The sequence below is a fragment of the Paenibacillus contaminans genome, assembly GCF_003285015.1.
GTDB lineage: Bacteria > Bacillota > Bacilli > Paenibacillales > NBRC-103111 > Paenibacillus_V > Paenibacillus_V contaminans.
Map to the genome: position 1 here is coordinate 120,170 of NZ_QMFB01000015.1, position 25,319 is coordinate 145,488.

At 51.9% G+C, this 25,319-nt stretch carries 26 protein-coding genes; 16 read left to right on the forward strand and 10 right to left on the reverse strand.

Annotated features, from left to right (window positions below; translation table 11 throughout):
• Positions 1–203: 203 nt before the first annotated feature.
• The 7 genes from DQG23_RS23850 (at position 204) to DQG23_RS23880 (ending at position 6,511) form a co-directional block, all read left to right on the forward strand.
• On the forward strand, positions 204–827 hold the full coding sequence (locus tag DQG23_RS23850; RefSeq protein WP_113033392.1) for a nitroreductase family protein: 624 nt from the start codon (positions 204–206) through the stop codon (positions 825–827).
• A gap of 37 nt (positions 828–864) precedes the next feature.
• Positions 865–1,641 carry an ABC transporter ATP-binding protein gene (locus DQG23_RS23855; RefSeq protein WP_113033393.1) on the forward strand — a complete coding sequence of 259 codons (777 nt, stop codon included), beginning with the start codon at positions 865–867 and terminating at the stop codon, positions 1,639–1,641.
• Between the two features lie 22 nt (positions 1,642–1,663).
• Positions 1,664–2,503, forward strand: coding sequence for an ABC transporter permease (locus tag DQG23_RS23860; protein WP_113033394.1), 840 nt, complete (start codon positions 1,664–1,666; stop codon positions 2,501–2,503).
• Positions 2,504–2,547: 44 nt separating this feature from the next.
• Positions 2,548–3,393 (forward strand): ABC transporter permease, encoded by an 846-nt coding sequence (locus tag DQG23_RS23865; protein ID WP_113033395.1) that lies wholly within the window; start codon positions 2,548–2,550, stop codon positions 3,391–3,393.
• A 34-nt stretch (positions 3,394–3,427) separates the two neighbouring features.
• Positions 3,428–5,029, forward strand: a complete 1,602-nt coding sequence (locus DQG23_RS23870; protein ID WP_238178006.1) for an FAD-dependent oxidoreductase — start codon at positions 3,428–3,430, stop codon at positions 5,027–5,029.
• The gene (locus tag DQG23_RS23875; protein WP_113033396.1) at positions 5,026–5,358 is read left to right on the forward strand and encodes a 4Fe-4S dicluster domain-containing protein; all 333 of its coding nucleotides are present in this window, start codon (positions 5,026–5,028) and stop codon (positions 5,356–5,358) included. The genes DQG23_RS23870 and DQG23_RS23875 overlap by 4 nt, the downstream gene beginning before the upstream one ends.
• Positions 5,359–5,539: 181 nt before the next feature.
• Complete coding sequence (locus tag DQG23_RS23880; protein ID WP_238178015.1) at positions 5,540–6,511, forward strand: ABC transporter substrate-binding protein; 972 nt, start codon at positions 5,540–5,542, stop codon at positions 6,509–6,511.
• A 200-nt stretch (positions 6,512–6,711) separates the two neighbouring features.
• Here the strand turns inward: DQG23_RS23880 and DQG23_RS23885 are convergent, their stop codons facing one another.
• Complete coding sequence (locus tag DQG23_RS23885; RefSeq protein ID WP_113033397.1) at positions 6,712–7,734, reverse strand: LacI family DNA-binding transcriptional regulator; 1,023 nt, start codon at positions 7,732–7,734, stop codon at positions 6,712–6,714.
• Positions 7,735–7,922: 188 nt separating this feature from the next.
• Here DQG23_RS23885 and DQG23_RS23890 point away from each other — a divergent pair, with 188 nt between their 5' ends.
• The 5 genes from DQG23_RS23890 to rbsD all read left to right on the forward strand — a co-directional run bounded on the left by DQG23_RS23890 (position 7,923) and on the right by rbsD (position 11,059).
• A complete protein-coding gene (locus DQG23_RS23890; RefSeq protein ID WP_113033398.1) occupies positions 7,923–8,240 on the forward strand; it encodes a UxaA family hydrolase in 318 nt (105 codons plus the stop codon).
• A 44-nt stretch (positions 8,241–8,284) separates the two neighbouring features.
• Positions 8,285–9,445 (forward strand): UxaA family hydrolase, encoded by a 1,161-nt coding sequence (locus tag DQG23_RS23895; protein ID WP_113033399.1) that lies wholly within the window; start codon positions 8,285–8,287, stop codon positions 9,443–9,445.
• A 186-nt stretch (positions 9,446–9,631) separates the two neighbouring features.
• A complete protein-coding gene (locus DQG23_RS23900; RefSeq protein ID WP_113033400.1) occupies positions 9,632–10,426 on the forward strand; it encodes an SDR family NAD(P)-dependent oxidoreductase in 795 nt (264 codons plus the stop codon).
• Positions 10,427–10,469: 43 nt separating this feature from the next.
• Complete coding sequence (locus DQG23_RS23905) at positions 10,470–10,673, forward strand: hypothetical protein (RefSeq protein ID WP_113033401.1); 204 nt, start codon at positions 10,470–10,472, stop codon at positions 10,671–10,673.
• Positions 10,673–11,059, forward strand: a complete 387-nt coding sequence (gene rbsD, locus DQG23_RS23910) for a D-ribose pyranase (protein ID WP_113033402.1) — start codon at positions 10,673–10,675, stop codon at positions 11,057–11,059. Before DQG23_RS23905 ends, rbsD begins: the two co-directional genes overlap by 1 nt.
• A 241-nt stretch (positions 11,060–11,300) precedes the next feature.
• On the opposite strand, the gene DQG23_RS23915 is transcribed toward rbsD, so the two are convergent.
• From DQG23_RS23915 to DQG23_RS23930, 4 genes are all read right to left on the reverse strand, one after another.
• On the reverse strand, positions 11,301–11,741 hold the full coding sequence (locus tag DQG23_RS23915) for a GNAT family N-acetyltransferase (RefSeq protein WP_113033403.1): 441 nt from the start codon (positions 11,739–11,741) through the stop codon (positions 11,301–11,303).
• Between the two features lie 220 nt (positions 11,742–11,961).
• On the reverse strand, positions 11,962–13,884 hold the full coding sequence (locus DQG23_RS23920) for a glycosyl hydrolase family 18 protein (RefSeq protein WP_113033404.1): 1,923 nt from the start codon (positions 13,882–13,884) through the stop codon (positions 11,962–11,964).
• A gap of 169 nt (positions 13,885–14,053) precedes the next feature.
• Positions 14,054–14,332, reverse strand: a complete 279-nt coding sequence (locus DQG23_RS23925) for a DUF2653 family protein (RefSeq protein WP_113033405.1) — start codon at positions 14,330–14,332, stop codon at positions 14,054–14,056.
• A complete protein-coding gene (locus tag DQG23_RS23930) occupies positions 14,332–14,766 on the reverse strand; it encodes a hypothetical protein (protein ID WP_113033406.1) in 435 nt (144 codons plus the stop codon). The genes DQG23_RS23925 and DQG23_RS23930 overlap by 1 nt, the downstream gene beginning before the upstream one ends.
• 157 nt (positions 14,767–14,923) lie before the next feature.
• Between DQG23_RS23930 and DQG23_RS23935 the strand changes: the two genes are divergently transcribed.
• The gene (locus DQG23_RS23935) at positions 14,924–15,463 is read left to right on the forward strand and encodes a DUF309 domain-containing protein (protein ID WP_113033407.1); all 540 of its coding nucleotides are present in this window, start codon (positions 14,924–14,926) and stop codon (positions 15,461–15,463) included.
• A gap of 79 nt (positions 15,464–15,542) precedes the next feature.
• Here DQG23_RS23935 and DQG23_RS41880 read toward each other — a convergent pair whose 3' ends face one another.
• From DQG23_RS41880 to DQG23_RS23950, 3 genes are all read right to left on the reverse strand, one after another.
• The gene (locus DQG23_RS41880; protein WP_146762367.1) at positions 15,543–15,833 is read right to left on the reverse strand and encodes a hypothetical protein; all 291 of its coding nucleotides are present in this window, start codon (positions 15,831–15,833) and stop codon (positions 15,543–15,545) included.
• Between the two features lie 233 nt (positions 15,834–16,066).
• Complete coding sequence (locus tag DQG23_RS23945; protein ID WP_113033409.1) at positions 16,067–16,630, reverse strand: beta-class carbonic anhydrase; 564 nt, start codon at positions 16,628–16,630, stop codon at positions 16,067–16,069.
• Between the two features lie 84 nt (positions 16,631–16,714).
• Positions 16,715–17,059, reverse strand: a complete 345-nt coding sequence (locus DQG23_RS23950) for an iron-sulfur cluster biosynthesis family protein (RefSeq protein ID WP_113033410.1) — start codon at positions 17,057–17,059, stop codon at positions 16,715–16,717.
• A gap of 189 nt (positions 17,060–17,248) precedes the next feature.
• Between DQG23_RS23950 and DQG23_RS23955 the strand changes: the two genes are divergently transcribed.
• Positions 17,249–18,763, forward strand: coding sequence for a carboxypeptidase M32 (locus DQG23_RS23955; protein ID WP_113033411.1), 1,515 nt, complete (start codon positions 17,249–17,251; stop codon positions 18,761–18,763).
• Positions 18,764–19,124: 361 nt separating this feature from the next.
• Here DQG23_RS23955 and DQG23_RS23960 read toward each other — a convergent pair whose 3' ends face one another.
• A complete protein-coding gene (locus DQG23_RS23960) occupies positions 19,125–20,789 on the reverse strand; it encodes a response regulator (protein ID WP_113033412.1) in 1,665 nt (554 codons plus the stop codon).
• Entirely contained in the window at positions 20,782–22,509 is a 1,728-nt protein-coding gene (locus DQG23_RS23965) for a sensor histidine kinase (protein ID WP_158560665.1), read from the reverse strand. Before DQG23_RS23965 ends, DQG23_RS23960 begins: the two co-directional genes overlap by 8 nt.
• 170 nt (positions 22,510–22,679) lie before the next feature.
• Between DQG23_RS23965 and DQG23_RS23970 the strand changes: the two genes are divergently transcribed.
• Both DQG23_RS23970 and DQG23_RS23975 read left to right on the forward strand, forming a co-directional pair.
• On the forward strand, positions 22,680–24,335 hold the full coding sequence (locus DQG23_RS23970; RefSeq protein WP_113033414.1) for an extracellular solute-binding protein: 1,656 nt from the start codon (positions 22,680–22,682) through the stop codon (positions 24,333–24,335).
• A gap of 79 nt (positions 24,336–24,414) precedes the next feature.
• On the forward strand, positions 24,415–25,314 hold the full coding sequence (locus DQG23_RS23975; RefSeq protein WP_238178007.1) for an ABC transporter permease: 900 nt from the start codon (positions 24,415–24,417) through the stop codon (positions 25,312–25,314).
• Positions 25,315–25,319 lie beyond the last annotated feature (5 nt).

Consider the following 25,319-nt stretch of genomic DNA (forward strand, 5'->3'; position numbering starts at 1 on the left):
GATCACCCCATGAGAATTCAGAGGGCTGAACGACCTGCATGACCCAAACGGGAAAGCTCAATGATCCGAAATCGCATAGTGTCACGACCAGTCGACTGGAGGCGCATGAATTTTACTTGCGGCCTCTTTTTGTTTTTATACGGGAAGAACCGGCCAAGCTTCGCCATTCACAATAACTAATAAATCACAAAGGAGAGCGTGAAATGAGCAATCAAACGTTAAATCCGGCAGAACAGCTTTATTCGGAGGTAGAGGCGCATCGCAAGGCCGATTATCCGGTCGCCCCGTTATTTTTGAACCGCTGGTCTCCGCGTTCCTACACGGAAAGCCAGGTAACCGACGAAGTACTGAACACCGTATTAGAGGCTGCCCGCTGGGCACCGTCGTCAAGCAATTTGCAGCCGTGGCGTTTTGTGGTGGCGAAGACGGAGGAGCAGCGGCAGGCGTTCCATGCATTTATTCGTCCGAACAATCGGTTGTGGGTCGAAAAAGCGCCGGTATTGATTTTATTGGCATCGCATCGGGTAAATGCGAACGGTGATCCGAACGGCGCCCACGCGTTCGATACCGGTGCCGCTTGGGGGCTGTTGGCATTGCAAGCGAAGCTGCTGGGCTTATCGACGCGGGCGATCGGCGGCTTCGATAAAGAAGAGGCGCGTCTCTCGCTTCATGTACCCGACGAGTTTGAGCTTCATGCCGTCATCGCGCTCGGTTATCAGGGAGATGCGGAGACGCTGCACGAAAGCTTCCGTGACCGGGAAACGCCGAATGGACGCAGGCCGCTGCAGGAAAGCATTATTGAAGGAAGATGGGAAGCTTCCGAATAAACGGGGAAGCGCAGACCATAGAAAGGGGCGAAGCTTCATGAGCACACCGGTTCTCGAGATCGGCAAGCTTAACAAAACATTCCTGACGAGCAAAGGCGCCGTTCATGCGCTGCACCAGATCGATCTTACGATCAAGGAAGGCGAATTCATCACCGTTATCGGGCCTAGCGGCTGCGGCAAAAGCACGCTTCTCAAAATCGTGGCCGGTCTCGATAACCGGTTTGACGGCGACGTGAAGCTTAGCGGAAAGCAGGTGACGGGACCCGGCATCGATAAAGGGTTCGTCTTCCAGGAGCCCCGGCTGTTCCCATGGCTGACGGTCGAGAAAAATATCGCCGCCGACTTGTCGCTCCGCAATCCGCAAGTACGCCAAAAAGTCGACGAGCTGATCGAATTGGTGCGTCTGACCGGCTTTGAAAAATCGTATCCCCGGGAATTGTCCGGCGGGATGGCGCAGCGCGTGGCGATCGCGCGTGCGCTGCTTCGTAATCCGAAGGTGCTGCTGCTCGACGAGCCGTTCGGCGCGCTGGACGCTTTTACGAGAGCGCATATGCAGGAGGTGCTGCTGGACATCTGGCAAAAAAACCGGACGACGATGATTTTCGTCACGCATGATATCGACGAAGCTGTATTTCTCGCGAACCGCATCGTCATCCTGAAGCCGCGTCCCGGAGCGATCCGGGCGGTCGTACCCGTCGACCTGCCTTTTCCGCGCAAAAAAGCGAGTACATCGTTTCAGCAATTGCGCTACACGGTACTGAACGAATTTGAAAAAATCGAAGAGCTCGAGCTGATCGACAGCTCCGGCATATGACGGAAACGGAGGGGATCGGCATATGAGCAACCAAGGAGAGCTGCTTGCGTCAAGCTCGGGTACGACCGGTATCCCCGCTGCTGCAGGGCAGGCCCGGAAGAGAATGGTAACCTTCGTCAAAGGCGCGCTGCTTCCCGTTACGCTCTTGATCGTCTGGCAGCTGCTCGGCGATGCAGGATTTATTTCCAAGCTGCTTTTTCCGACGCCGGCAAGGATCGGTACGGCCGGATACAATCTCGTCGTATCCGGCGAGCTTTGGGAAAACCTGCGGATCAGCATCGTGCGCGCGATTTCAGGTTTCGTGCTGGGGGCTAGCCTAGGGCTGGCATTCGGCATCATGGTCGGCTTGTTCCGCGGTTCGGAGCGAACATTGGATCCGTCCGTACAAATGATCCGCATGGTCCCTCATTTGGCGGTCGCGCCGCTGTTTATTTTATGGTTCGGCCTGGGCGAGACGTCGAAAATTTTACTGATTGCAAAAGGAGCGTTTTTCCCGCTGTATATCAACGCTTTTCTTGGCATCCGAAATGCGGACAACAAGCTCTTCGAGGTCGCCAAGGTGCTTGGCTTCAGCAGATACAAGCAGCTCGTCAGGCTGGTTATTCCGGCGGCGCTTCCCAACCTGCTGCTCGGCGTCCGGATATCGCTCGGCATCGCATGGCTGGGGCTTGTCGTAGCCGAGCTGATGGGCTCGACCTCGGGCATCGGCTATTTGATGTCGGATGCAAGGCAGTTTTCCAAAACGCCGGTCGTATTCGTCTGCATCATCATTTTTGCGCTGGTGGGAAAGGTTGCGGATTCGGCGGTCCGGCTGCTGGAACGAAAGTGGCTGCACGGCCGGGATAGCTTTCAGGGGCAATAGGGGAATCGTTCCCGTGGTATGGCATACGAAAAGGAGGGGCAATCATGAGCGACAGAGCGGAGCTGCTTGCTGCTGCGGCCGGCAGAACCGGGAAATCGGGCAGGTGGCGGATCGGAGCGAGAGGCAGAGAGTGGGCGAACAGATTTTTGGCAGGCACGGCTATACCGGTGCTGCTGCTTGTTTTGTGGCAGCTTGCCGGCGACTTGAAGCTGATATCGACTGTGTTTTTACCGACGCCTTATATGATTGCCGCAGAGCTGGGCGGTTTGCTGCAGACCGGAGAATTGGCAAGCCATCTTGGCATCAGCGTCGGCCGGGCGGCAGCGGGATTTGCGATTGGCGGAAGCTTAGGACTGTTATTGGGTATTGCTGCGGGACTTTCGCGCAGCACAGAGCAGCTGATCGATCCATCCGTACAAATGCTGCGCATGGTGCCGCATTTGGCGATCGCGCCGCTGATCATCCTTTGGTTCGGCTTCGGGGAAACGTCCAAAATCGCGATTATCGCGAACGGCGCTTTTTTTCCTCTTTACGTAAACACGGTGCTCGGTATCCGCAGCGTCGACAACAAATTGTTCGAGGTCGCCAGCGTGCTTTCGTTCAGCCGGTTCAAGCAAATCGTCCGGCTGATTTTGCCGGCGGCACTGCCGAATATTTTACTCGGGCTTCGTATATCGCTTGCCGTATCCTGGCTTGGACTCGTCGTCGCCGAACTGATCGGATCGCAGTCAGGCATCGGATTTTTGATCAATATCGGCAAGCAAAATGGCGTTACGGAGCTGATTTTCGTCGGCATTATCATATTTGCGGTTGTCGGCAAGCTGATCGATTCGGCAGTGCGGCTGTTTGAACGCCGGTGGCTCCAATGGCGCGATACCTATGAAGGATAGTTTTTATGAAAATCGGATGAACGGGGGAATCGTTATGGGAAGCTTGAAACGGAACAGCGATTTGGAGTTGGTAGCGGATGTGCTGGTAATCGGGGGCGGTCCTGCCGGAACTTGGGCCGCATTGACGGCGGCTTCCTCCGGAGCGAGCGTCGTACTCGCCGATAAAGGCTATTGCGGAACCAGCGGCGCGACGGCGCCGTCCGGTACGGGCGTTTGGTACGTCGAGCCCGATCCGAAGCTGCGCGAGGAGGCGAAGCAAAGCCGTTTTGGACTCGGCGGCCAATTGGCGGACTCGGAATGGATGAATCGCGTGCTGGATCGGACGTACGACAATATGAACAAACTCGGGGCATGGGGATACCCGTTCCCGCAAGACGAGCAAGGACGTCCGTACCGGCGGGGACTTCAGGGGCCGGAATATATGCGGTTAATGCGCAAGCTTGTGAAAAAAGCGGGTGTCCGCATTTTGGACCACAGTCCGGCGCTGGAGCTGTTGGCGGATGAGTTTGGCGTAGGAGGAGCGGCGGGCGTGCGGACGCAATCCGGCGAAACGTGGAGCGTGAAGTCCGGAGCGGTCGTCATCGCGACCGGCGGCTGCGCGTTTCTAAGCAAGGCGCTCGGTTGCAACGTGCTCACGGGCGACGGATATTTGATGGCGGCGGAAGCTGGCGCGCATTTGTCGGGCATGGAATTTTCAAACGCCTATGCGATCGCCCCGACTTTCTCTACCGTCACAAAAACGGCCTATTACCGTTATGCCTCCTTTTATTATGAAGACGGCACGATCGTCGAAGGCGCGGGATCGACGCGGGGGCGCTCGGTTATCGCAAGAAATCTGCTGCAAAACAGGCAAGTGTACGCCCGTTTGGATAAAGCGCCGGAGGACATTCGGCCGCTGCTGCGCACCGGTCAAACGAACTTTTTCCTTCCGTTCGAGCGCGTCGGCATCGACCCGTTTAAGGATATGTTTCCGGTAACGCTTCGACTTGAAGGAACGGTTCGCGGCACGGGCGGCATTCATATCATCGACACGAATTGCGCGACGAAAGTGCCCGGTCTGTACGCAGCCGGCGATGCGGCGACGCGCGAGCTGATATGCGGCGGCTTTACCGGCGGCGGCAGCCATAATGCGGCATGGGCGATGTCCTCCGGCTCGTTCGCGGGCGAAGGAGCGGCGGCGTATGCGCTCGGATTGGGCGGAAAAACGGCGCAACGAAGCTTAAAGGGGTTGTCGGCGGTAACGCTGACTGAGAAAGCTTCCGGCAAGCCGGATAAAACAGACTCGTTCATACGTGCCGTCCAGGATGAAGTGACGCCGTACGACAGAAATTTGTTCCGTACGGATAAAGGGCTGGACAGCTCGCTCGGCAGACTCGATAAGCTGTGGAGCGACATCCGCGAGGAGCCGGTGCAGCTCCGCCCCGAAGCGTTCAAAGCGCGCGAAGCTGCCGCTATGACGGCGACGGCCCGCTGGATGTACGAATCCGCGAAGACGCGTACGGAAACGCGCGGCATGCACAAGCGCGAGGATTTCCCGCAGCTGGATGAGGCTCAGCAATACCGTCTCGTCAGCGGCGGGCTCGACAAGGTATGGGTGAAGCCGGAACCTCTAGGAAAGGAGGCGACGGTCCGATGATTGAAGTGGTCAGCGAAACCAAATGTATTCAGTGCAACCAGTGCGTTTCGGTTTGCCCGACGAACGTGTTCGACCGCGTGGAGAACGGCATTCCGGTTATCGCGCGGCAGCAGGATTGCCAAACCTGCTTCATGTGCGAGCTGTATTGCCCGGTCGATGCGCTTTATGTAGCGCCCGATCCGATTTCAGGCGCCATAGCGGATGAGGAAGAATTGGAGGCCAAAGGAATCATCGGCGGTTACCGCGAGAAGGTCGGCTGGGGCAAAGGGAGAAAACCCGTCGCGTCGCACCCGAACTTGTACCAATTGGCTGTACGGGCTATTCCGTAACATAATCGGCGACGTGTGTTGAACCGATTGTCGAGCTTTACAAGAATGAGAGGAGATCACATATATGAGTAGAGAGATAGAGAAGACGAAGGTTGAAATGTCGCCAGCATCCAGGCAATCGGCAGAGAGGGCGGGGAATGGTCGAAAAGCCAGGCGCGGCGCGGGTTTTTGGGCACTGATTATGCTCGTTGCCTTTGCGCTGGTGGCGCAAGCGTGCGGCAAAGCGGAAGGCGAAACGACGAACGCCGCTAACGGGGGCAGTGCAGCTCCGGCCAATGTGCCGGTTGTTCTCAACTATGGCTTTATCGGGACGAACAAGCTGAATTTGCCGGGCAGCGCCGAAGGCTGGGGGCTTCATAAAGGTATCATTCAAGAAGAACTGAAAAAATACGGCATTACGGAAATCAAGCTGACCGCTTTCCCGAACGGTCCCGATCAAAGCGAATCGTTGATCAGCGGCAGACTGGATGTCGGCAGTCTAGGCGATACGCCCGCCATGCTGGCCCGCTCGACCGGCGCCCAAACGCGGCTCATCACACAGGGCTCAATCGAAAGCATCGGTTATCTGATCGGCAAGAAGAACGGTCCGACGAAGCTGGAGGACTTGAAGGGCAAGACGATCGCAACGCAGAAGGGCTCGTTCCATCATCGCTACTTGGCCGGATTGCTGAAGGAGAAAAACATTACGGACGTAAAAATCGTCCATTTGCTTCGGGTGGACAGCGAAGCAGCGCTGGCGCGCGGGGAAATCGACGCGATGACGACTACCGGCGTATACGCGCTTAAGCAGGTCGATCAAGGTTATCCGCTGCTTGACGATGCAACGAAGCATCCGGATTTGATCGGATCAAGCGCGACCGTCGTGTCGGAAGCGTATTTGAAGAAATTCCCGGACTTTCCGAAGGCGTGGAATGCGGCCAGGCTGAAAGCGCTCGAAGATTTGAAAACGAAGCCTGAGGAATACTATGCCTTTTTGGCCGAAGTACAGGGCACTACGGTTGATCTCGTGAAAAGATCGACATCGATTAACAGTATCAAAGATGTGCCGTTTACGGAAGAAGGTATCAAGCTGCTGGAAGGGACCAAAAAGTTTTTGGTCGAGGAGAAGCTGGCCGAGAAAGATTTTGACTTGCAGCAATGGATTTTGAAGTAAGACTTGCACAATATGTGCAAAAAAACGGCTGGCGCCTGTGGCGTCCGGCCGTTTTTGGTTGGCGTTAAGCCGGTTTTCGGATTTCGAGAATCGTTGCAGGTTAGCGGGAGAGTAGTTCTTTTCCGCACCGCGCGCATCCCGGCACGCGGTGCTCGGTCACACGTCGGCGGTCAAACCTCGATTCGTTAACCGGACATCGTCTACAACTCCGCAAAAGGCTGGACGGATTTTCGTACGATCATCTCGGAAGGCAAAATGATTTTACGCCACTCGGCCCCGTCAGTCTCTTGAATCCGATCGAGCAGTAGTTGAACGCCGATTGTTCCGAACTGATAAGCCGGCTGCGCCGCAACGGTCAAAAACGGATCGATGACCGACGCGAGATCAAGATCATCAAAGCATACGACGGACATATCGTCCGGCACCCGAATGCCTCGATCGCGCATCGCCCGAATCGCCTCGATAGCGAGAAAGTTGTTGGCGGCGAAAAGGGCGGTCGGCCGTTCGGGCAGCTGAAGCAGCCTTTCAATCGCTTCAATCGTCCGGTTAGGCGACGACCGGCTGTACGCCGATTCGGCGATAAGCTCGTCATCGAACGGAATATCGCTCAGCTTCAGCGCTTCTTTATAACCGGTATAGCGGTGTCTGGCGGTCGACACATCAAGCGAGCCGTTCAGGAGCGCGATGCGCCGATGACCGAGTCCGATCAGATGCTCGACAAGCTTTCTCGCGCCTTCCTTGCTGTCGCCGAGCACCGTATCCGACTCCATGCCCGGCACCTCGCGGTCGATCAGCACGAAAGGGATGCCATGCTTGCGCAGCTTCTCAAGATGGCTTAGCGAGTCATCCCCGGCTGGGGCGAACAAAACGCCGTCGACTCGCGTCGAAAGCACCATGTCGACATATTCGCTTTCCTTTGCGACATCTTCGTCGCTGTTGCTGAATAACAGCTTATAGCCCCGTTTCATGGCCGCATCTTCGGCACCCCGGGCAAGCGTCGTGTAAAAGGGATTCGTGATGTCCGTTATGAGTAGCGACAGCATTTTCGTTTCTTGAAGCACAAGACTGCGGGCCATCGAGTTCGGAACGTAATGGAGCTCCTCCATCACCTTTTTCACTTTGGCGCGCGTTTTGTCGCTGATTTTGCCTGTGTTATTGATAACTCTGGAGACCGTCATCGCCGATACGTTCGCCAGCTTTGCAATATCATAAATCGTGACCATGCATCTCGTCCTTGCTCGCGTAAGATAGGAATAATGAAATAATGGAAGCCTCCGCTTTTGCTGCGTTTATCAGATAACGGCCCCCGTTGTGACAATTGTACAGAAACAAATCGTTGACAGCAAGTGGAGAAGTTGTTATCTTGATGTTATCGGTAACATTAAAGAAAATGTTGAGGAGGCGAATTACTATGGCAGAGGCCATTCAAGCAGGAGCCGATGCGATCGTTATGGAAGCAAGCGACCATGTGGCTACCGCTTTAGCGGATTTGCAACCGGGTCAAACGATCATTTTTCGGGTGAAGGAAGAGTCGCGCCGGCTCGTGCTGCTCGATGTGGTTCCGTTCGGTCATAAGGTAGCGATCGCGGATATTCCGGAAGGCGAGCACGTGCGTAAATACGGTGAAGTAATCGGCCGCGCAACGACGGCTGTCGCAGCCGGCAAGCATGTCCACGTGCACAATATCGAAGGGATTCGCGGACGCGGAGACCAGGCGAAGAGCAATTAAAAATCGCTAATTAAAGATAATCAACCTCGAACAGGAGGCTTCACATGGGAACTTTACTGGGCTACAAACGCCCTAACGGACAAATCGGCGTCCGCAATCATCTTCTCGTTATTCCAACGGTTATTTGTGCGAACCAGGTGTGCAGCCGGATCAGCCAAGTCGTTCCGGAGACGGTGGCGATTCCCCATCAGCACGGCTGCAGCCAGATCGGTGCAGACAAGCAGCGCACTTTCGATACGCTTGCCGGCACAGGAAAAAATCCGAACGTCGGAGCCGTCATCGTCGTCAGTCTCGGCTGCGAGGTTATCAATCCGCATGAGCTTGCAGACGCTATCCGCGTAACCGGCAAGCCTGTGGAAGTCATCGATATTCAAGAAGTCGGCGGCTCTATCAAAGCGATCCAAGTCGGAACGGAGGTTGCCAAAAGACTTCGTGCCGAGCTCGACACAACCGAGCGTGCGGAAATTCCGCTCAGCCAGCTGATGGTAGGCGTCAAATGCGGAGGCTCCGATGCGACCTCGGGCCTTGCTTCTAATCCGGCGCTCGGCGTAGCGGCGGATGCCCTGATCGGCGAAGGCGGCAGCATCGTCATCAGCGAAACGACGGAAATAATCGGAGCCGAGCATATTTTGGCCGCCCGCTGCCGGACGCCGGAGACGGCCGAGAAGCTTTATCATATCGTCGACCGGTTCGAGAAGGAAGTCGAGCGTATGGGCGAAGATATGCGCGGCGGCAATCCGAGCCCGGGGAACATCGCCGGCGGACTGTCCACGATCGAAGAGAAATCGCTCGGCTGCATCAGCAAGTGCGGAACCGCGCCGATTGAAGGCGTCGTCGAATATGCCGAGGCGATTGATGGCAAAGGTCTCTTCTTCATGGATTCGCCGGGCAACGACATCGAATGCGTTTCCGGTATGGCTGCAAGCGGCGTTCACGTCGTATGCTTTACGACAGGGCGGGGCACGCCGACGGGCTCGGCCGTCGTTCCGGTTATTAAAATTACGGCGAACGGACGGATGTACGAACGGATGTCCGACAATATGGACGTCGATGTAAGCCCGATGCTCTCCGGCACGATGGATTTGAATGAAGCCGGGCAATTGATTTGGGACGAAATCCAAGAGGTTGCGAGCGGGAAGCTGACCAAAGCGGAAATATTGGGTCACGCCGAGTTCAGCATCAACCGGATCGGACCAAGCTTGTAGATCGCGCGCAATAGTATGCCTGAAATCGCAATCCATCATGCAGCCGGCGGAGCTCCCCGTTAACAATCGGCGGTTTCGCCGGCTTTATCAATTTTATAAGCCGGTAAGTAAATGTAAACGGCGACGACAAGACGACTGAAGGCGTTTAACCATGTGCAAACTACATCATAAGGGAGCGATACGATAATGAAACGTTTATTGAATCGAGTAGCGCTTGTCACCGGCGGAAGCCGCGGAATCGGGGAAGCCGTCGTTATCCGCTTGGCTGAAGAAGGGGCGCATATCGCCATCAATTTTACATCCGACTCCTCGCGCGCCAAAGCGGAGAGCGTGAAGCAGAAAGTGGAGGCTTTAGGCAGCAAAGCGATTGTCGTACAGGCGGACGTAGGCCAGAAATCGCAAGTTCAAGCCATGTTCAGCCAAATCGAGAACGAGCTGGGACCTGTCGATATTTTGGTCAACAATGCGGGTATCGCGCCGTTCGAATCGTTCATGCACGTGAAGGAAGAAACGTGGGACCGCACGTACAACACGAACGTCAAATCGATTTTCCTCTGCTCGCAATTGGCTGCGGAAGGGATGATCGCCCGCCGCTACGGTAAAATCGTCAATGTGCTTTCGACGGCAAGCCTTGTGGTGACGAGTCCCGTCATACCGCATTATCAATCCTCCAAAGCGGCGGCTCACATGCTGACCAAAGGAATGGCGATCGAGCTCGGCAAGTTCAACATCAATGTCAATGCGGTCGGACCAAGCACCGTAGCAACGGATATGTGCACGGACTATTTGGCGGATCCGGCGATTTTGGCCAAAGAGATCGAAGCCAATCCGATGAAGCGTCTCGGCACGGAAAGACAAATCGGCGATGCCGTCGTGTTTCTTGCTTCGGATGAGGCTATGCAGGTGAACGGTCATCTGCTTATGGTCGACGGCGGTTTGACCGTTAAGGCCGCTCAGCCGGACGATCATATGGATCGATAATTTTTTTGCATAAAGAAGTTATCGATAACATGGAGGGGCGTTCATGACGACTAAATGGGATTACGCGGTCGATACGAGCCGCGATTTGATGGCCGGACGCGGAGCGGAAGGCTGGGAGCTCGTGTCCGTGACGGTCGTGGAGGGTGTGGAGACGTTTTATTATAAACGTCCTCGTCCGTCCATTCGCGAAGAAATTACGCTGACCCAGCGCGCGAATGTTCTTGAACGGAAAGGAGGGAATGCCTGATGAGACGCGGCGGCATTTTGCACCCTACATTAAACCGGATTTTAACGGAGACGGGACATACGGACATTTTGACGATATGCGATAAAGGATTTTCGGTTCCGCAAAATTGCGAAAGGCTCGATCTTGCGCTTGTCGAGGGGATTCCCACCGTGCTGGACGTACTGAGAGCGATTGAAGCCGAATTCGTAATCGATACGGTTATCGTAACCGAGGAGATGAAAGAGGCGAGCCCCGAACGGTATCAACAGCTGGCAACGGAGTTTCCGGAATTGTCCTTTACCGTCGTCAGTCATGCCCGTTTCAAGGAGATATGTCCGGAATCGCGAGCGGTTATTCGTACCGGCGACGCCGTTCCTTATGCCAACATTATGATTGTTTCGGGCTGAACCGCTTTAGAAGCATAATGAAGGAATGCATGAACAGGGTAAATGGGAAAAAAGCCGTCGGAACCGTTGATTAAGCGGAACCGGCGGCTTTTTGCGCGCAGGCCGAGCTTCCCTAAGGAAGACCCGGCCTGCGCTCGCTTGTTGCATATGGCATTTCTTGCGCTTGGAAGCCAAACTGTTTTGCCCCGAAATGTTACTGGACTCGGACGTTCTTACTCCTGACCTCGTTTTACGCATGCTTTTAAGCCAATGCCGGAAGCCGCAGGTCCTTATATTTCCAATACATGCCAGGGGCGCTGTCTGGACGCTCGACAAAGCCGAACCGCTTGTAAAAATCGGTTTTCCCGTCTGCGCAGCAAAGCGTAACGGTTGGGATGCCGCTTGCAGCAACGGCCTGCAAGAGCATACACATCATGGTACTGCCGATTCCTTTGCGCTGCATATAGGGATGCACGATGACATCGCAGATGAACGCTTGCGTGGCGCCATCCGAAATCACACGGCCGAAACCCGCAAGACGGCTTCCTTCATAAGCCGATACGGTTAGCCAATTGCTCGTTCCCGACACCGCTTCGAACAATTTATCTGGACCCAGGCCGATATGGGCTGACCAGCCGGTTGTCGCGTACAACTCATAAAACGCATCCTTCGCGGGAAGCGCATGCGTATAATTCAATTTCATATCCAGCACCTCTCAACGTAATATACTGATTAGTATGCATTCCGATATTATAATAATACATGTATATGAATATTTATTCAATATATGCAGCAAAAAAACGGACTCGATCTCGAGCCCGTTTTTGCTTTTCGAAGCGTCAGCGACATTCGCAAGACCGGCTGCGGATCTGTCAGCAAACGAATGATGGATTTCCGCGAAACGGCTTGTTTCGGCCCTGGCGCTACTTTTCTTGAAGCATCGTTTTCCAAACTTCCTCTTGTTCTTGACCTAGGCGCCAGGCGGCGACGCCGGCAAGGTCGTATTTTTTGGCGATGGCAAGGCGGGCTTTCACGGTTTCTTCGTTTTCCAGCCAGAACAGCTGGCGTTTGCCGTCTTGTTTAAACTCCACCCGGTACTGCATGGACGTTTCGTCCCACGTAGTTGTGGTTTCTTTATCTGCGATAAGTGCAGGAATATCCTTCATATAAACCGCACGATTCGCCTCGATGGCGCCTTTGTCGTTCAGCGTCCAGACGCGCACGTAGAAGGGAATGCCCAGCAGCAGCTTGTCTCGGGGGATGCCGTAGGAAAGAAACTGCCGAACGCCTTGCTCCACCCACTGCATGCCCGCCACCGAGCCGGGTACTGTGCTTCCCGACCAATGCTGATCATACGTCATCGTAATGATATAATCGACCATTGCGGCAAGCTTCTCATGATCGAATGCGGTTTGTTCGTTCCACTTGACGTCTCCGCGCGGCAAATCGACCGAAACGAGCAGTCCTTTGGCGTGGGCTTCATCGGTCAGCATTTGCATGAACGAGGTGAAAGCCGCGCGATCTTTGCCGTTCAGCTCCTCGAAATCGACGTTGATGCCGCTGACTTGAAGGTCTACGGAGCGTTTAACGAGCGCTTGAATAAATGCTTTTTGCCCATCCGGATTGTTGAGAAATCCTCTCGTAACGTCTTTGTCGCCGAACGGGTTTCTGACCAGAGGGTGGACGGAAAAGCCTTGCTTTTTCAGCCAGTCCGCCGCTTCCTTGGAGGAGGTGTCCTTTAAGCCGCCGTTAGCGTCCGCTACTTCGAACCAAGTAGGCGAATCAACATCCATTCCGAGCGTGCCGGCGGTTTGCGCTTTGATCGTTTGCAGCGACGAGCTGCCGTTCCAGCCCCAGAAAAGCAACTTGCGAAAATTATTCCAGATCATACTGTCATCATAAAAGCGAATGGAAGCATTGCTGTACCTTGCGGCATAATCGAGCGCATCCGTCAGTTTGTCGTATTCGCCGATCAGATTATTGTTCTGATAAACGGTATAACCGGAATGGTTCGTCCATATGACGCGTTCGCCAAGCCTGATCGTCGTATGCGCATAAGCTCTTGCATAATCTGCGGCGGCATCGATACTGACGAATGAGTCTAAATATGTATGGTTCTGGTAGACGGCATACGCTTTCTGATTGGAGAAGACGGCTTTATGTCCTTGCTCGGTGTTTACAACCGTTGAATTACCCCAGTTCAGCGCTTCACGGATCGCATCCTCCAAATAAGCGAAGGCCCATGAATCCTGCGTATACGCCCCTTGGTAAACGCGATAAATCGCTTTGCCGGCACGTTGTTCCCGTTTATTGGCGTCAGTCAGGTTGTCCCATACCCAACGATTCGTTTGCAATTCGATTATATGGGCGTTCGCCCAAAATTGCGCTTCCGATTTGGCATCGTCCAGCGTAAGGAAGTTCCACGAGTCCATCGTATTTTCGCCTTGATAGAGTCGATATCGCGGGTAATTGTTCCAGGCCCACCCCGGAGACTGAACGTCTCTGACGGAAGCGTACGACCATTTTCTAGCTTCCGCTATCGCATCTTCCAGCCGGGCAAATTCGCCGTTCGGCACTACGGCATCATACTGATAAACGGCATAGCGGGGAAAGTTGTGCCAAAGCCATTTGCGCGAGCCGATTTCCTCGACATGGCTGCGGCTGTACCCTTGGGCATAAGCCTGCGCCTTGGCAAAATCGGCGAATTCCATGAGCAGCGAGGCGTTCTGATAGACGCGGTATTTCGTCGTTTTGTCGCTTGCCGCAATTGTCGCTCCCGGAATCATGCCGATCACAAGACAAATAACGAGCGTCAGCAAGAGGGATGATCCCATTCGTTTGTTCATACGCACCTTCCTTCGCAATAATAGAAACGGAGCCGGACCGAATTATTGCTTTCATCGGGCTCTATTCTATTAAACGTAGAAATGCGAGATTTGTTGCGGAGGCGCGATATGGAAGAAATAAACACACAAGGGCTGCCCCACAGTATGGGGCAGCCCTTGCTTAAGCGCGCTAATCGTGGATGATCGCAATCATTTCTTCCTCGATGTCGAGTTCGATCTGACTGCGGAATGCGCGCGTATTGTAAACATTCAATAAATAACGTTCGATCGCTTCTTTCATGCTTGCTTCGATCAAATACTGGCTTCTGCCTTCAGCGGTTACTTCGGCAGAGAAGCCCAGATCTTCGTCGTACATCAGCTGCACGCTTACTTGCTCCGGACGCAGCTGCTTGCGCTCCGCAATATGCATGCATATTGCATTCATAATATCTTGTTCGCTAAGACGCATTACTGGAACCTCTGATCCGGTTTTTGCTTCTTGCGATCGCGGAAGTACGCAACGATGCGGATAATCACGAATACGACGGCGATAATCGCGAGCATATTAACCATAAATCCGATCATATTGCCGAGGAAGCCGGTGCCGAACATCGAGCCGAACAGCATGCCTGCCAGTCCGCCGACGAGCATTCCTTTCATGAATCCGCCGCCGCTGAAAAATCCGCCGGATTTGGTCGGCGTCGTTGTCGAGCCGTTTGTGGTGCCGTTCGTTTTTGTGTTCGTTGTCCCCGAGTCGGATTTAACCGCGTTGTCTTTAGCAGGAGCTTTGTAGCTGCCGCTGTTCGACTTGTAGCTTGCTTTCGGTTTGGCGTCCGCCGTATTGACTCCGGCGAAAGTCACGAACAGCATACAAGACAAGATGACTAGAAAAAACTTTTTCATGGTACCCTCCCAAGTAGTCTATGGATTTTGGTAATAGACATCCACAATATACATACGTGTAGGATGGGCAACGGTTTCATAAATTATCCCGTTTTGTTACAATAGTTTTACGGATATGTTTTTTTTTCGGAAGAGAGCGCGAGAGAGGGAGTTTCTGATGCGGGAATATCCCGAAGCCTACGTAAGTTATTTGGTTGAGTTTCATGCAAAACGCGATTTTTTCGAATGCCACGAGCTTCTAGAGGAGTACTGGAAGGAAGTGCCCGACAGCCCTTACAGCGACTTGTGGGTCGGTTTGATCCAATTGGCCGTAGCGCTTTATCATGAAAGGCGGGGCAATATCGCAGGCGCGGCTAAAATGATGAAAAGCGCGATCGGCAAACTGTCGGACGAACGGATTTACGAGCTGGGCATCGATGCTGCCAAGTTATTGCCTCTGCTCCGGGATCGTTCCGCTATGCTTCACGGGTCCTCGATTAAAAATTATGCAGATATGAATATTCCTTTAGTCCATAAGGAGCTGGAGCAGGCTTGCATCGACGTATGCCGAAGCCAAGGACTCGTTTGGCATTCGGCAAGCGAAATGACGAATCGGGAGCTGCTCGACAGACATACGCGGCGCGACCGTTCCGAGGTCATTAAAGAAAGAGAGCGGCAGCAAGCGCTCAAACAGCTGCAAAGAGAAACGAGGCATTAAAGGATAACAAAGATTGCAGGCATTTTTGCTGATAAACAGTAGAAAGCCGTTCCGTTTGCTAGAATTCCTTCATATTAATCTAGTAAGTTGTTTTATATGGGGGGAAGGAACGGTGGGTGTGCCAAAAAAATGCTTCAAAAAACGTCCCATGCGCAAACGCTGCAAACGGAGCGGAAACAATAACGGCAATCATAACAAAAACGCCAATAAAAATGCGAACCGCAACATAAATCGCAACATCAATCACAATGTCAATCACAACACGAACAAAAACACCAATCATAACGAGAATCGCAACACGAATAACAATGTCAATCCCAACATTATCAATAACAACATCAACAACGTTAACAACGGCCAGGATCAACAAAACTTGATTCTCGCCTTGCTGCTGCTGCTTTCGAAGAAGGGCAAGGACAACAGCGGCGGCAAAAAGGAATGCAGGAGAGACCGCAGCGGCGGGAGCCGCTCACACGGATCGTGTAAATACCGTCCCTATAGTTGAATAAGACGTTGCCAGGTAGCTGGCAAATGAATGTTCAGCTCAAAACGCAAAAGGAGACTTTCCGCATGAAAGCGGACGTCTCTTTTTGACGTTTTCGATCAGGAAGTTGTTTCCGTGATTACATCCAGCTTTCCGGTAACGGGATGGATGATCAGGCCGGTAACGGGCAAGCCTGCCGGAAGAAGCGGGTGGTTTTTGATGATGCCTACGCTTTTGACGACCGCTTCTTGTACGTGATCGAATCCGGTGAGCCAGCGGGACAAATCGATGCCGGAATGGCTTAGCGTGGAAAGCACCTTGTCGCTGACGCCGTTCGCTTTGGCTTTCTCAAGAACGGAATCGGAGTTGAGTCCGGTCATCCCGCAATCATGGTGACCGATGACGAGCACCTCGGAAGCGTTCAGCTCGTAGATGGCGACAATAATACTCCGCATCACGCTGCCGAATGGGTGGGAGACGATGGCGCCGGCGTTTTTGATGATTTTGGCGTCGCCGTTTTTGAGATTAAGCGCTCTAGGCAGCAATTCGACTAACCGCGTGTCCATACAGGTAAGGATGACCATTTTTTTGTCAGGAAACTTGTCGGTGCGGTACTGCTCGTAGTCTTTATTCGCGACAAAGCTTTCGTTAAAGGACAATAATCTTGATAATTGTTCGGACATGAGGTTCAGACCTTTCCAGTAGTATAAGATTTTGAATTGCTTGGCCGGTTGAGCGTAAGCCCGGCTCTTGGCCGCCAACAGGTTTCACACTGGCCTACGGTCGATCATTTTCATCGAGTTGGTATATATTTGGCTATCGCTTTTCAGCTGGTAAGCAAGCTTCGCAGGCTGATAGTCGATCGTCAGGCGATCCTCGAAAAAAACTTCATGACGCTGCTCGAACAAAACCGGGAAAACGGTATTGGCCGCTGCAGCCGATTCCGGATGGACGGTTTGTCCGATATCGGGGGATTCGGCCCATAAAGCGGGAACGCCGCTTACCGCACAGCCGCAGCCTTCCGAATCGTACACGAGCTTGAGTCGAAAAGGCTTATCGCCCAAACGCCGGCTCGTTTCGTTCAACGCCGCTTCCGTAAACGTAATTTGCATGGTTTTTCTCTCCTTTACTAGCTATTTTAACACAAAGCGCCGCTTCGTAAAATGCGGTACGGGGTTCTTTCCTTGACGCTGATGTTTGCCGTTCGTCCAAAATTTGCTTCTGCGCGGCGAAATCAGTAAGATCGAATTGTAGGTCCATCACGATCGCTGACAGAATCGATGCCGAAGGAGGCGTTTTGCATGAGCGAATTGCAAACACAAATAAGCGGGCTTAGGGCGCTCGTCAAAAAGATCAAAAGCTATGAGGAAGCGGTAGGTCTCATTTATTGGGATATGCGCACGGGACTGCCCAAAAAAGGCGTGGAGGGCCGTTCCGAAGTTGTCGGCGTATTGTCCGGCGAAATGTTCCGTTTGTCGGTATCCGACGAAATGGGCGGTTATCTTGATTATTTGGACAGAGAAGACCGTCTTGCGCAGCTGTCCGCTATCGATCGCAAAATCGTTCGGGAATGCCGGAAAGAATACGATCGCAGTAAAAAAATACCTCCGGAAAAATTCGAGGCGTACGTCGTCCTTACCTCGCAGTCGGAATCCGTTTGGGAGGAAGCGAAGGACAAAGCCGATTACGCGATGTTCCAGCCGTATTTGGAGAAAATCGTGGAAACCAATCTCGAATTTATAGAGCTGTGGGGTTATGAAGGACATAAATACAATACGCTGCTCGATATGTATGAGCTCGGCATGACCGTCGACAAGCTGGACGCTTTGTTCGGAGCGCTGCGCGAGAAGCTTGTACCGCTTGTTGCAGCGATTCAAGCGTCGCCGAACAAGCTCGACACTTCGTTCCTGGATCAGAATTTCGCTAAAGAAACGCAGAGATCGTTCAATCATCATATTTTGCGCGAAATGGGTTATGATTTTGAAGCGGGCAGGCTGGATGAAACGGTGCATCCGTTCGCGACGGGCTTGAACCCCGGCGATGTTCGCATTACGACGAAGTTCGTGGAGAACGATCTGCTGACCGCCTTGTTCGGAACGATTCATGAGGGCGGCCATGCGTTATATGAACAGAACATTTCGTCCGAGCTGCTAGGGACCAATTTGTGCACGGGAACGTCGATGGGCATTCACGAATCGCAATCCCGGTTCTGGGAAAACATGGTCGGCCGCAGCCGTTCCTTCTGGCGCCGTTACATGGGCGAGCTGCAGCAAACATTCTCGGGACAGCTCGATAACGTGACTGCGGAAGACTTTTACCGGGCCATTAACGAAGCGAAGCCTTCGTTGATCCGCATCGAAGCCGACGAGCTTACTTATAATTTACATATTATGATACGCTACGAAATCGAGAAAGCGCTGTTCAGCGGGGCCGTTAAAGCGGCGGACCTGCCGGGCTTCTGGAACGCCAAATACAAGGAGTACCTGGGCGTAGAGCCGTCGAATGACGAAGAAGGCGTCCTGCAGGACGTTCATTGGTCCGGCGGATCATTCGGGTATTTCCCGTCATATTCGCTTGGCAATATGTATGCGGCCCAAATCCGTCATACACTGATGAAGGAAATGCCGGATTTCGACGACAAAATCGAAAAGGGCGAGCTTGCCCCGATCAAGGAGTGGCTGACGGAGAAGGTGTATCAGCACGGAAAGCTGCTCGATCCTGCGGAAATCATTCGGAACGTTACCGGGGAGCCGCTGAATCCGGATTATCTGGTAGCTTATCTGGAAGAGAAGTACAAAGATATTTACAAGCTGTAAGCCAATAATAAACGACTCCGACGTCCTTAAGGCTACAGGGATATAGACTTCCCAAGCGTAGTCGAGCGATAAGCACCCGCATTCATCATGAATGCGGGTGCTTTTTCAAAAGAGGGTTGAACCGTCCGTGATCGATCGGGGGCGGTTTGGAAAAGACGTAATGGGCCGCCTTTGAAATCGTGTGATACCCTCAAAACCAATTCCAGATCACACGATATCAGCGGTTGAAAGCCCCTATCCACTACCTCCCCCACGCGCAAACGTATAGCCATGCACCAAAGGATCGTCCGCGATTTCCGGACGGTTTTTCTTGTTTCCGTTAGGGGAGGGAAAAACGAACGTATGATTTGCCTTCTTCGAGTCACGTATTGTTCAACTTGTATTCTTGCGGCGTGATGCCCGTGTTTTTTTTGAAAAACTTGCCGAAGTATGAAACGTTGTAGAACCCGAGCTCCAGTGCGACTTCATGTATCTTTTTCCCTTCCATGAGCAGCAGTTCTTTCGCTTGCGTCAGCTTAAGCAGCTTCATGCGTTCCGATAACGGAATCCCTTTTTCGGCGTGATATAGCCGCGACAGGTAGTAAGGGCTTAAATGAAAATGCTTTGAAATCTGGTCCAGCGTAATGTTTTGATTGATGTATTTCACAATGTAGGCGTCCACTTTTTCTGCAATTTCTTTTTTTTGATCCCTTTTTTCGAGCTCCGTATGGGAGAACAGCGCTTCGGACAAGCGTATGCAAAAATCCTCAAAAGCGGACCAATGAGCGAACGAATTGTAGTTGGAAAGTAGGGTCAGATCAAGTTCGCCGCCGATGACCCGCGAAATTTTCCTGGCGTTAATAAAAGACAGATACATCGCGGAAAGGTGCGCGAATATTTCCATTTGCAGCGTGAAATCGAGAAAAACGGCTTTTTGCGTGATACGGATAAAATCGGCCAATGTGCGGTTGAACTCTTTTTTATCTCCTGATTCGAGCGTATTCGTTAGCTGGTTGATATACCGCTTGATATCTTTGGGCAATAGCTCTTGCTCGCCGTTCTGCAGCAGCATGTCGCCGGCTTTCTCGACCCATATGATGCCTTCATCGAGCCCGATTCCCCGCTGCATCCATTCGGCCATTTCCTTGTAGGCATGGTGAATGTGAAGCCAGCCTACATTCGGCTTGGATAAAATGAATGAGACCGGGAGCTGCAAATATTGCTGGACGGAATGCTGTATTTTTTCAAGCAGCTCGTTAATGTACCATTGCAGGCGGACCGGATCCCGCTTCTCTTCTATATCGTACAGGTCCCCCGATTGCTCCACGGTCCGGTGCTGAATAAACCAGACCAAATAACGGTCGTCCGTGACCGGAACGATCCTGCATGCCTCGAGCAAAAATTCCTCCACAATATTATTTATCGCATATTGCAGCAGAAGCTTGTCTTTAAGCGGAAAATGCTGCGGCCAACGGTCCACTCTCCCCATCATCAAAATCACATTCTCATTCGGTTCAAGCGGGATGTGAAGCGATTGCAATTCTCCGGTGATGAAGTCAAGCGATTGAGGGGCACCGTCGAACAGCGCTTCAAAAAAATCTTTTTGCAGCAAATAATTCGCTTTCTGCAGTTGGGTTTCGGCTTGCGACATAATATCGTTCATCTGCAATTCCGCATCGATCTCCGCAATGACCCGCTGAACCGTTTCGACGATCTTTTCATCCTCAACCGGCTTTAATAAATAATCGAATGCATGGTGCTGCAGGGCGGTTTGCAAATATTCATAATCCGAATATCCGGATAGGAAGATGACTTTGCACCTGCTCCATTGCTTTCTGACATGCTTGATCAGCTCGAGCCCAGTCATGATCGGCATACGGACGTCGGTAATCAGAATATCGATCCGATTGTTCCGCATAATGTCCAGGCCTTCGTGAGCCGAATGGGCCTTCCACACGATGAGGTCCAAATGCTCGATTCTTTTCAGCATATTGTAAGTTGTCTCAACGATAATCGGCTCGTCGTCGATCAGCAGGACATTATTCATATGTAACCGCTCCTTCTGTTGTAAGAATAAGCGCTGCGATTAGTCCGCCTAACGGATTCGTTCGCAGCCGTATTCCGCTGCCTTTGCCATAGCGCAGCTGCAAGCGGCGGTGCACGTTCCAAAGCGCATGATCGCTGAATTCATGCTCCAGCGCGCCGGCTTCTTCCCATTTCCTAAGCAGCTCGGGCGGTGCGCCTTTGCCGTTATCTTCAATTTCAATTGTCAGACTTCCGGGATTCGCTTCAACGCGAACATGGATTTTGCCTTCGTAAACATCCTCCAGACCGTGAACGATTGCATTTTCCAAAAAAGGCTGGACGATCAGACGAGGAACTTCCCAAGATTGAAGCGATCCTCGCTCATCAAACTGGATGGAGATTCTGCTTCCGAAGCGAATCTGTTGGATCGATGCGTAAACCTTGGCATGCTGCAGCTCCTTTTCCAGCGAAACGAAATCGTCTTTGTTCTGCGTAATGAATTTAAAGTACTCGCCTAAATGCTTGGACATTGCGGAAACGCCTTCAAAATCTTCCTCTTGCGCCATCCGGTATAAAATATACAGACTATTGTACAGAAAATGAGGATTTACCTGCGATTGAAGCTGTTTAAGCTCCGCTCTCTGCGATCGGATCGTCTGCTCGTATACTTGCTGAACGAGAAACTTGAGCCTGGCCGTCATTTGATTGAATTGATTGTACAAATAGTGAAATTCATCCTTGTTGAGATGCTGCAGGTTAATATCGAATTGACCGATCTCGACCTTCTTGAAAGCTTGCATTAATTTGCGAAGCGGCTTGTGAATGAAGCGCAGCAGCAAGTAAGAGACAATGACGATAACAAAGATGGATATGATGTAGAGCATGGTCGACCATTTTTTGAATGCATGTACGGGCTTCAGCATTTCATCTTCCTCGGCGATCGTCACAAGCGTCCACCCGGAAGCGAGAAAAGGCTTGGCGAAGCGGAGATACGAGATGCCGTCCAGCTTGAATAATGAACTGTCTATGCCGGTTGTATGTGTGATAAGCTGCGTGTTCCCTGCCGGAACATCGATAGAAGGAATTAGGAACCGATCGGTATTACCGTTGGACATGAGGTACGAAACGCCGGTTCCTTGCTCGTTCATGTCGGCAAGATCCTTGCTGATTTTATCGACGGACAGTTCAATGACGAGCAGAAATTGGCTATTGGTCAAATAGGGGAAACCCATCGGAATAAAGAGACGATCGTCCAGAGCGACGATGCCGGAACGTGCCGGTCTGCGTGAAAGAAAATCGTTCAGCTCCTGCGGGTCCATTTCGGTATGTCCGGTAACCGATGAGAGCCGCCGCTCCAGATTGGGCATGAGGACGAACGCCTCTTTAATATATCTGCTGGATGCAGCAAGAGTCATAAGCTTGGAATGCAAATCGTTGATCGTTTTCGTTTTTTCGTAGGGACGAAGCGTATCCGAGCGGATGCTGATCATCTGCAAATCAGAATCCTTAAGAAAGTTTTCCTGCAGCTGCAGCACGTTTTTTAATTCCGATTCCATGGAGGACACGAAATAATCCGATTTTTGCTTCATGAGGACCAGAACTTGCTGTCGAATAATATCGACGCCGGATTTGCTCATCAATGTGCCGATTAAATAAATAGGGATGCAAACCATAAGAAAGGTAGTCAACAGCTTAAGAAAAATACCGTATCTGAAAGGAAATAAATTGGAAATATTTATCATGCAAAAGAGCGCCCCTTTCATTCACTACCATCATAATTGGTAAAAAATAAATGGGCAATAGAATAGCAACAGAGTGCGCAGGATGACAAGGATTGTCCCTTGTTCAGGGATACCGATTCACTTAAAGTAACGGTATACACTCGAGTGGAAACAATTAGGGGGAATGATCGTTGAAGAAGCGAAGAAGCAAACTCGCAATAACCGTCATGCTTGTTGCCGCATTATCGGCTGCAACGCTTAGCGCTTGCCGCAGCAGCGAAGAAAAGCAAACAAGCGGTGAAAATAGCGAAGGAAAGCAGGTATCCTTCGAGCCGCTGGGTAAATTCGAGCCGGCCATTGAACTGAAAATTGGAAGAACGGAAGACAATTACAAGTACGATCCCGGTCAATCTATCGATAAGAATCTGATTTACGATTTATACGAGAAAGAATTAGGGGTCAAATTAATTAACGAGTGGGTCGTACCTTCGGATCAATACACGGCCAAATCGAATGTAGCCATCTCCTCCGGCAATATTCCCGATTTATTCGCGGTGGACGGCGTTCAACTAAGAAATCTCGTTGAAGCGGATATGATTGAAGATTTAACGGAGGTATATAAAAACTACGTAAGCGAGGATACCAAAAAAATAGTGGACGAGGACGGCGGTTATTCGATAGATGCCGCTACAGTCAACGGAAAGCTGTACGCTTTCCCTGCGACTACGCAAGGGTTCTGGACTTCGAACGTATTATGGATCCGCAAGGACTGGCTGGACAAGCTCGGCTTGCAGCCTCCCAAGACGATGGACGATGTCGCCCATATCGCTTCCGAGTTTGTTAAAAATAATCCGGATGGGGTAAAGGGTACGTACGGGCTGGGCGTATCCAAGGAGCTGCAGCAGCTGAACGGCTTTTTTAACGGCTTCCATGCGTATCCGTTCCAATGGGTCAAAGACGGCAGCGGCAAAACGGTTTACGGCGGCATTCAGCCGGAGATGAAGCCCGCTTTGCAGAAGCTGGCAGACATGTATAAAGCCGGTCTGATCGATGCGGAGTTCGGCGTGAAGGATTCCGGCAAAGTCGTCGAGGCGCTTGTTTCCGGCAAGCTCGGCATGCTCTACGGCAATTTCGGCCTTGCATTCGGAACGCCAAGCGATCTGGTGGCCAATAATCCGGATGCGGATCTTCGCGCTTATCCGATGCCGTCTTTCGACGATCAGCCTGCCAAAGCTTATGTCGGCCCGACCGCTAACAGATTCTGGGTGGTGCGCAAAGGTTACGAACACCCTGAAGTCGTCATGAGGTTTGCAAACTTTTTTACCAACGAGCAGAAAAATGCAAGACCGAACTATTCCTCCAATCCGGAAACCGGAACGTTGTATTGGCAGTATACGATACTCCAATTCAATTCGCCGATGATGCAGGTAAACGAGCACCGGACCGTTAAAGCCGCGATGCTGGCCAAAGAGCAGCCGGACGAGAAAAAGCATACGTTTAACGAGAAGCAATATTTGCAGGGGATTTACGATTATTTCAAAGACCCCAAAAACACGAAAAAAGCGGAGATACAAACCGGCTGGATGTATCAAGCGACATTCGGCACGCCGGACAGCGGCGCCGAAGTGCTGGACTATTATTTTAAAAATAAGCTGACGGTTACAACGCCGTTAAAGGTATCGTCCACGCCGACCATGTCGCAAAAAATGCCTACGCTTACCAAGATGGAGGAAGTTCTCTATACCAAAATCATCCTGGGCGAAGCCGGTATTGACGAGTTCGACAAATTCGTTGCCGATTGGAAGAAGCAGGGCGGCGACGAGATTACGAAAGAGTTAAATAAGTAAAGGAATGAACAAAGGGAGGCGGACGATTGCCATCTTCCTCCCTTCCTTTTGACGGAATGCGGTTCTGGAGGTTGCCCGAGTGAATTCGAAACGTTGGAAAATGAATTTGCAGCTTCACATCATGCTTATTCCCGCTGTTTTTTTCGCCATTTTGTTTTCTTATATTCCGATGAGCGGAATCGTAATCGCTTTTCAAAGATTCATCCCGAACCGCGGATTTTTCAAGTCGACTTGGGTCGGCTTCGACAACTTTACGTATATGTTCAACATGCCGGACTTTTATCAAGTGATGTACAATACGGTTTTTATCGCATTGATGAAAATCGGCGCCGGGCTGATCGTACCAATCGTTTGCGCATTATTGCTTAATGAAATCAAAAATAAAGTGCTGGTTCGATCCGTCCAAACGATGATTTATTTGCCGCATTTCCTGTCGTGGGTCATTATCGGAGGCATACTCATCGACATTCTGTCCGTGGAGAACGGCGTGATTAACAGGGTGATCCAAGGTCTCGGATTGCCAGGCGCTTTTTTTCTTGGCAGCAATGCCTGGTTTCCATTTACGCTGGTGATCTCCGACATTTGGAAAGAATTCGGTTTCGCTACCATTATCTATTTGGCTGCATTAACGGCGATAGACCCTACGATCTACGAAGCGGCATACATCGACGGTGCCAACCGTTGGAAGCAGACGCTGCATATTACGCTGCCGGGGATCGCTCATATCGTTGTGCTGCTTGGGGTTTTAAGCCTGGGCAACGTGCTTAATGCCGGCTTCGAGCAAGTGTTTATTTTGTATAGTCCGTCCGTTTACCAATCCGGCGATATCATCGATACGCTGTTGTATCGGATCGGATTTGTGGATGCGCAGTACGGGGTAGCAACGGCAATCGGTCTTATGAAATCGATGATCGCCGCTCTCTTGATCGGTTTATCCTATTGGCTCGCTTACCGTCTGGCCGGATACCGAATCTTTTAAAAATG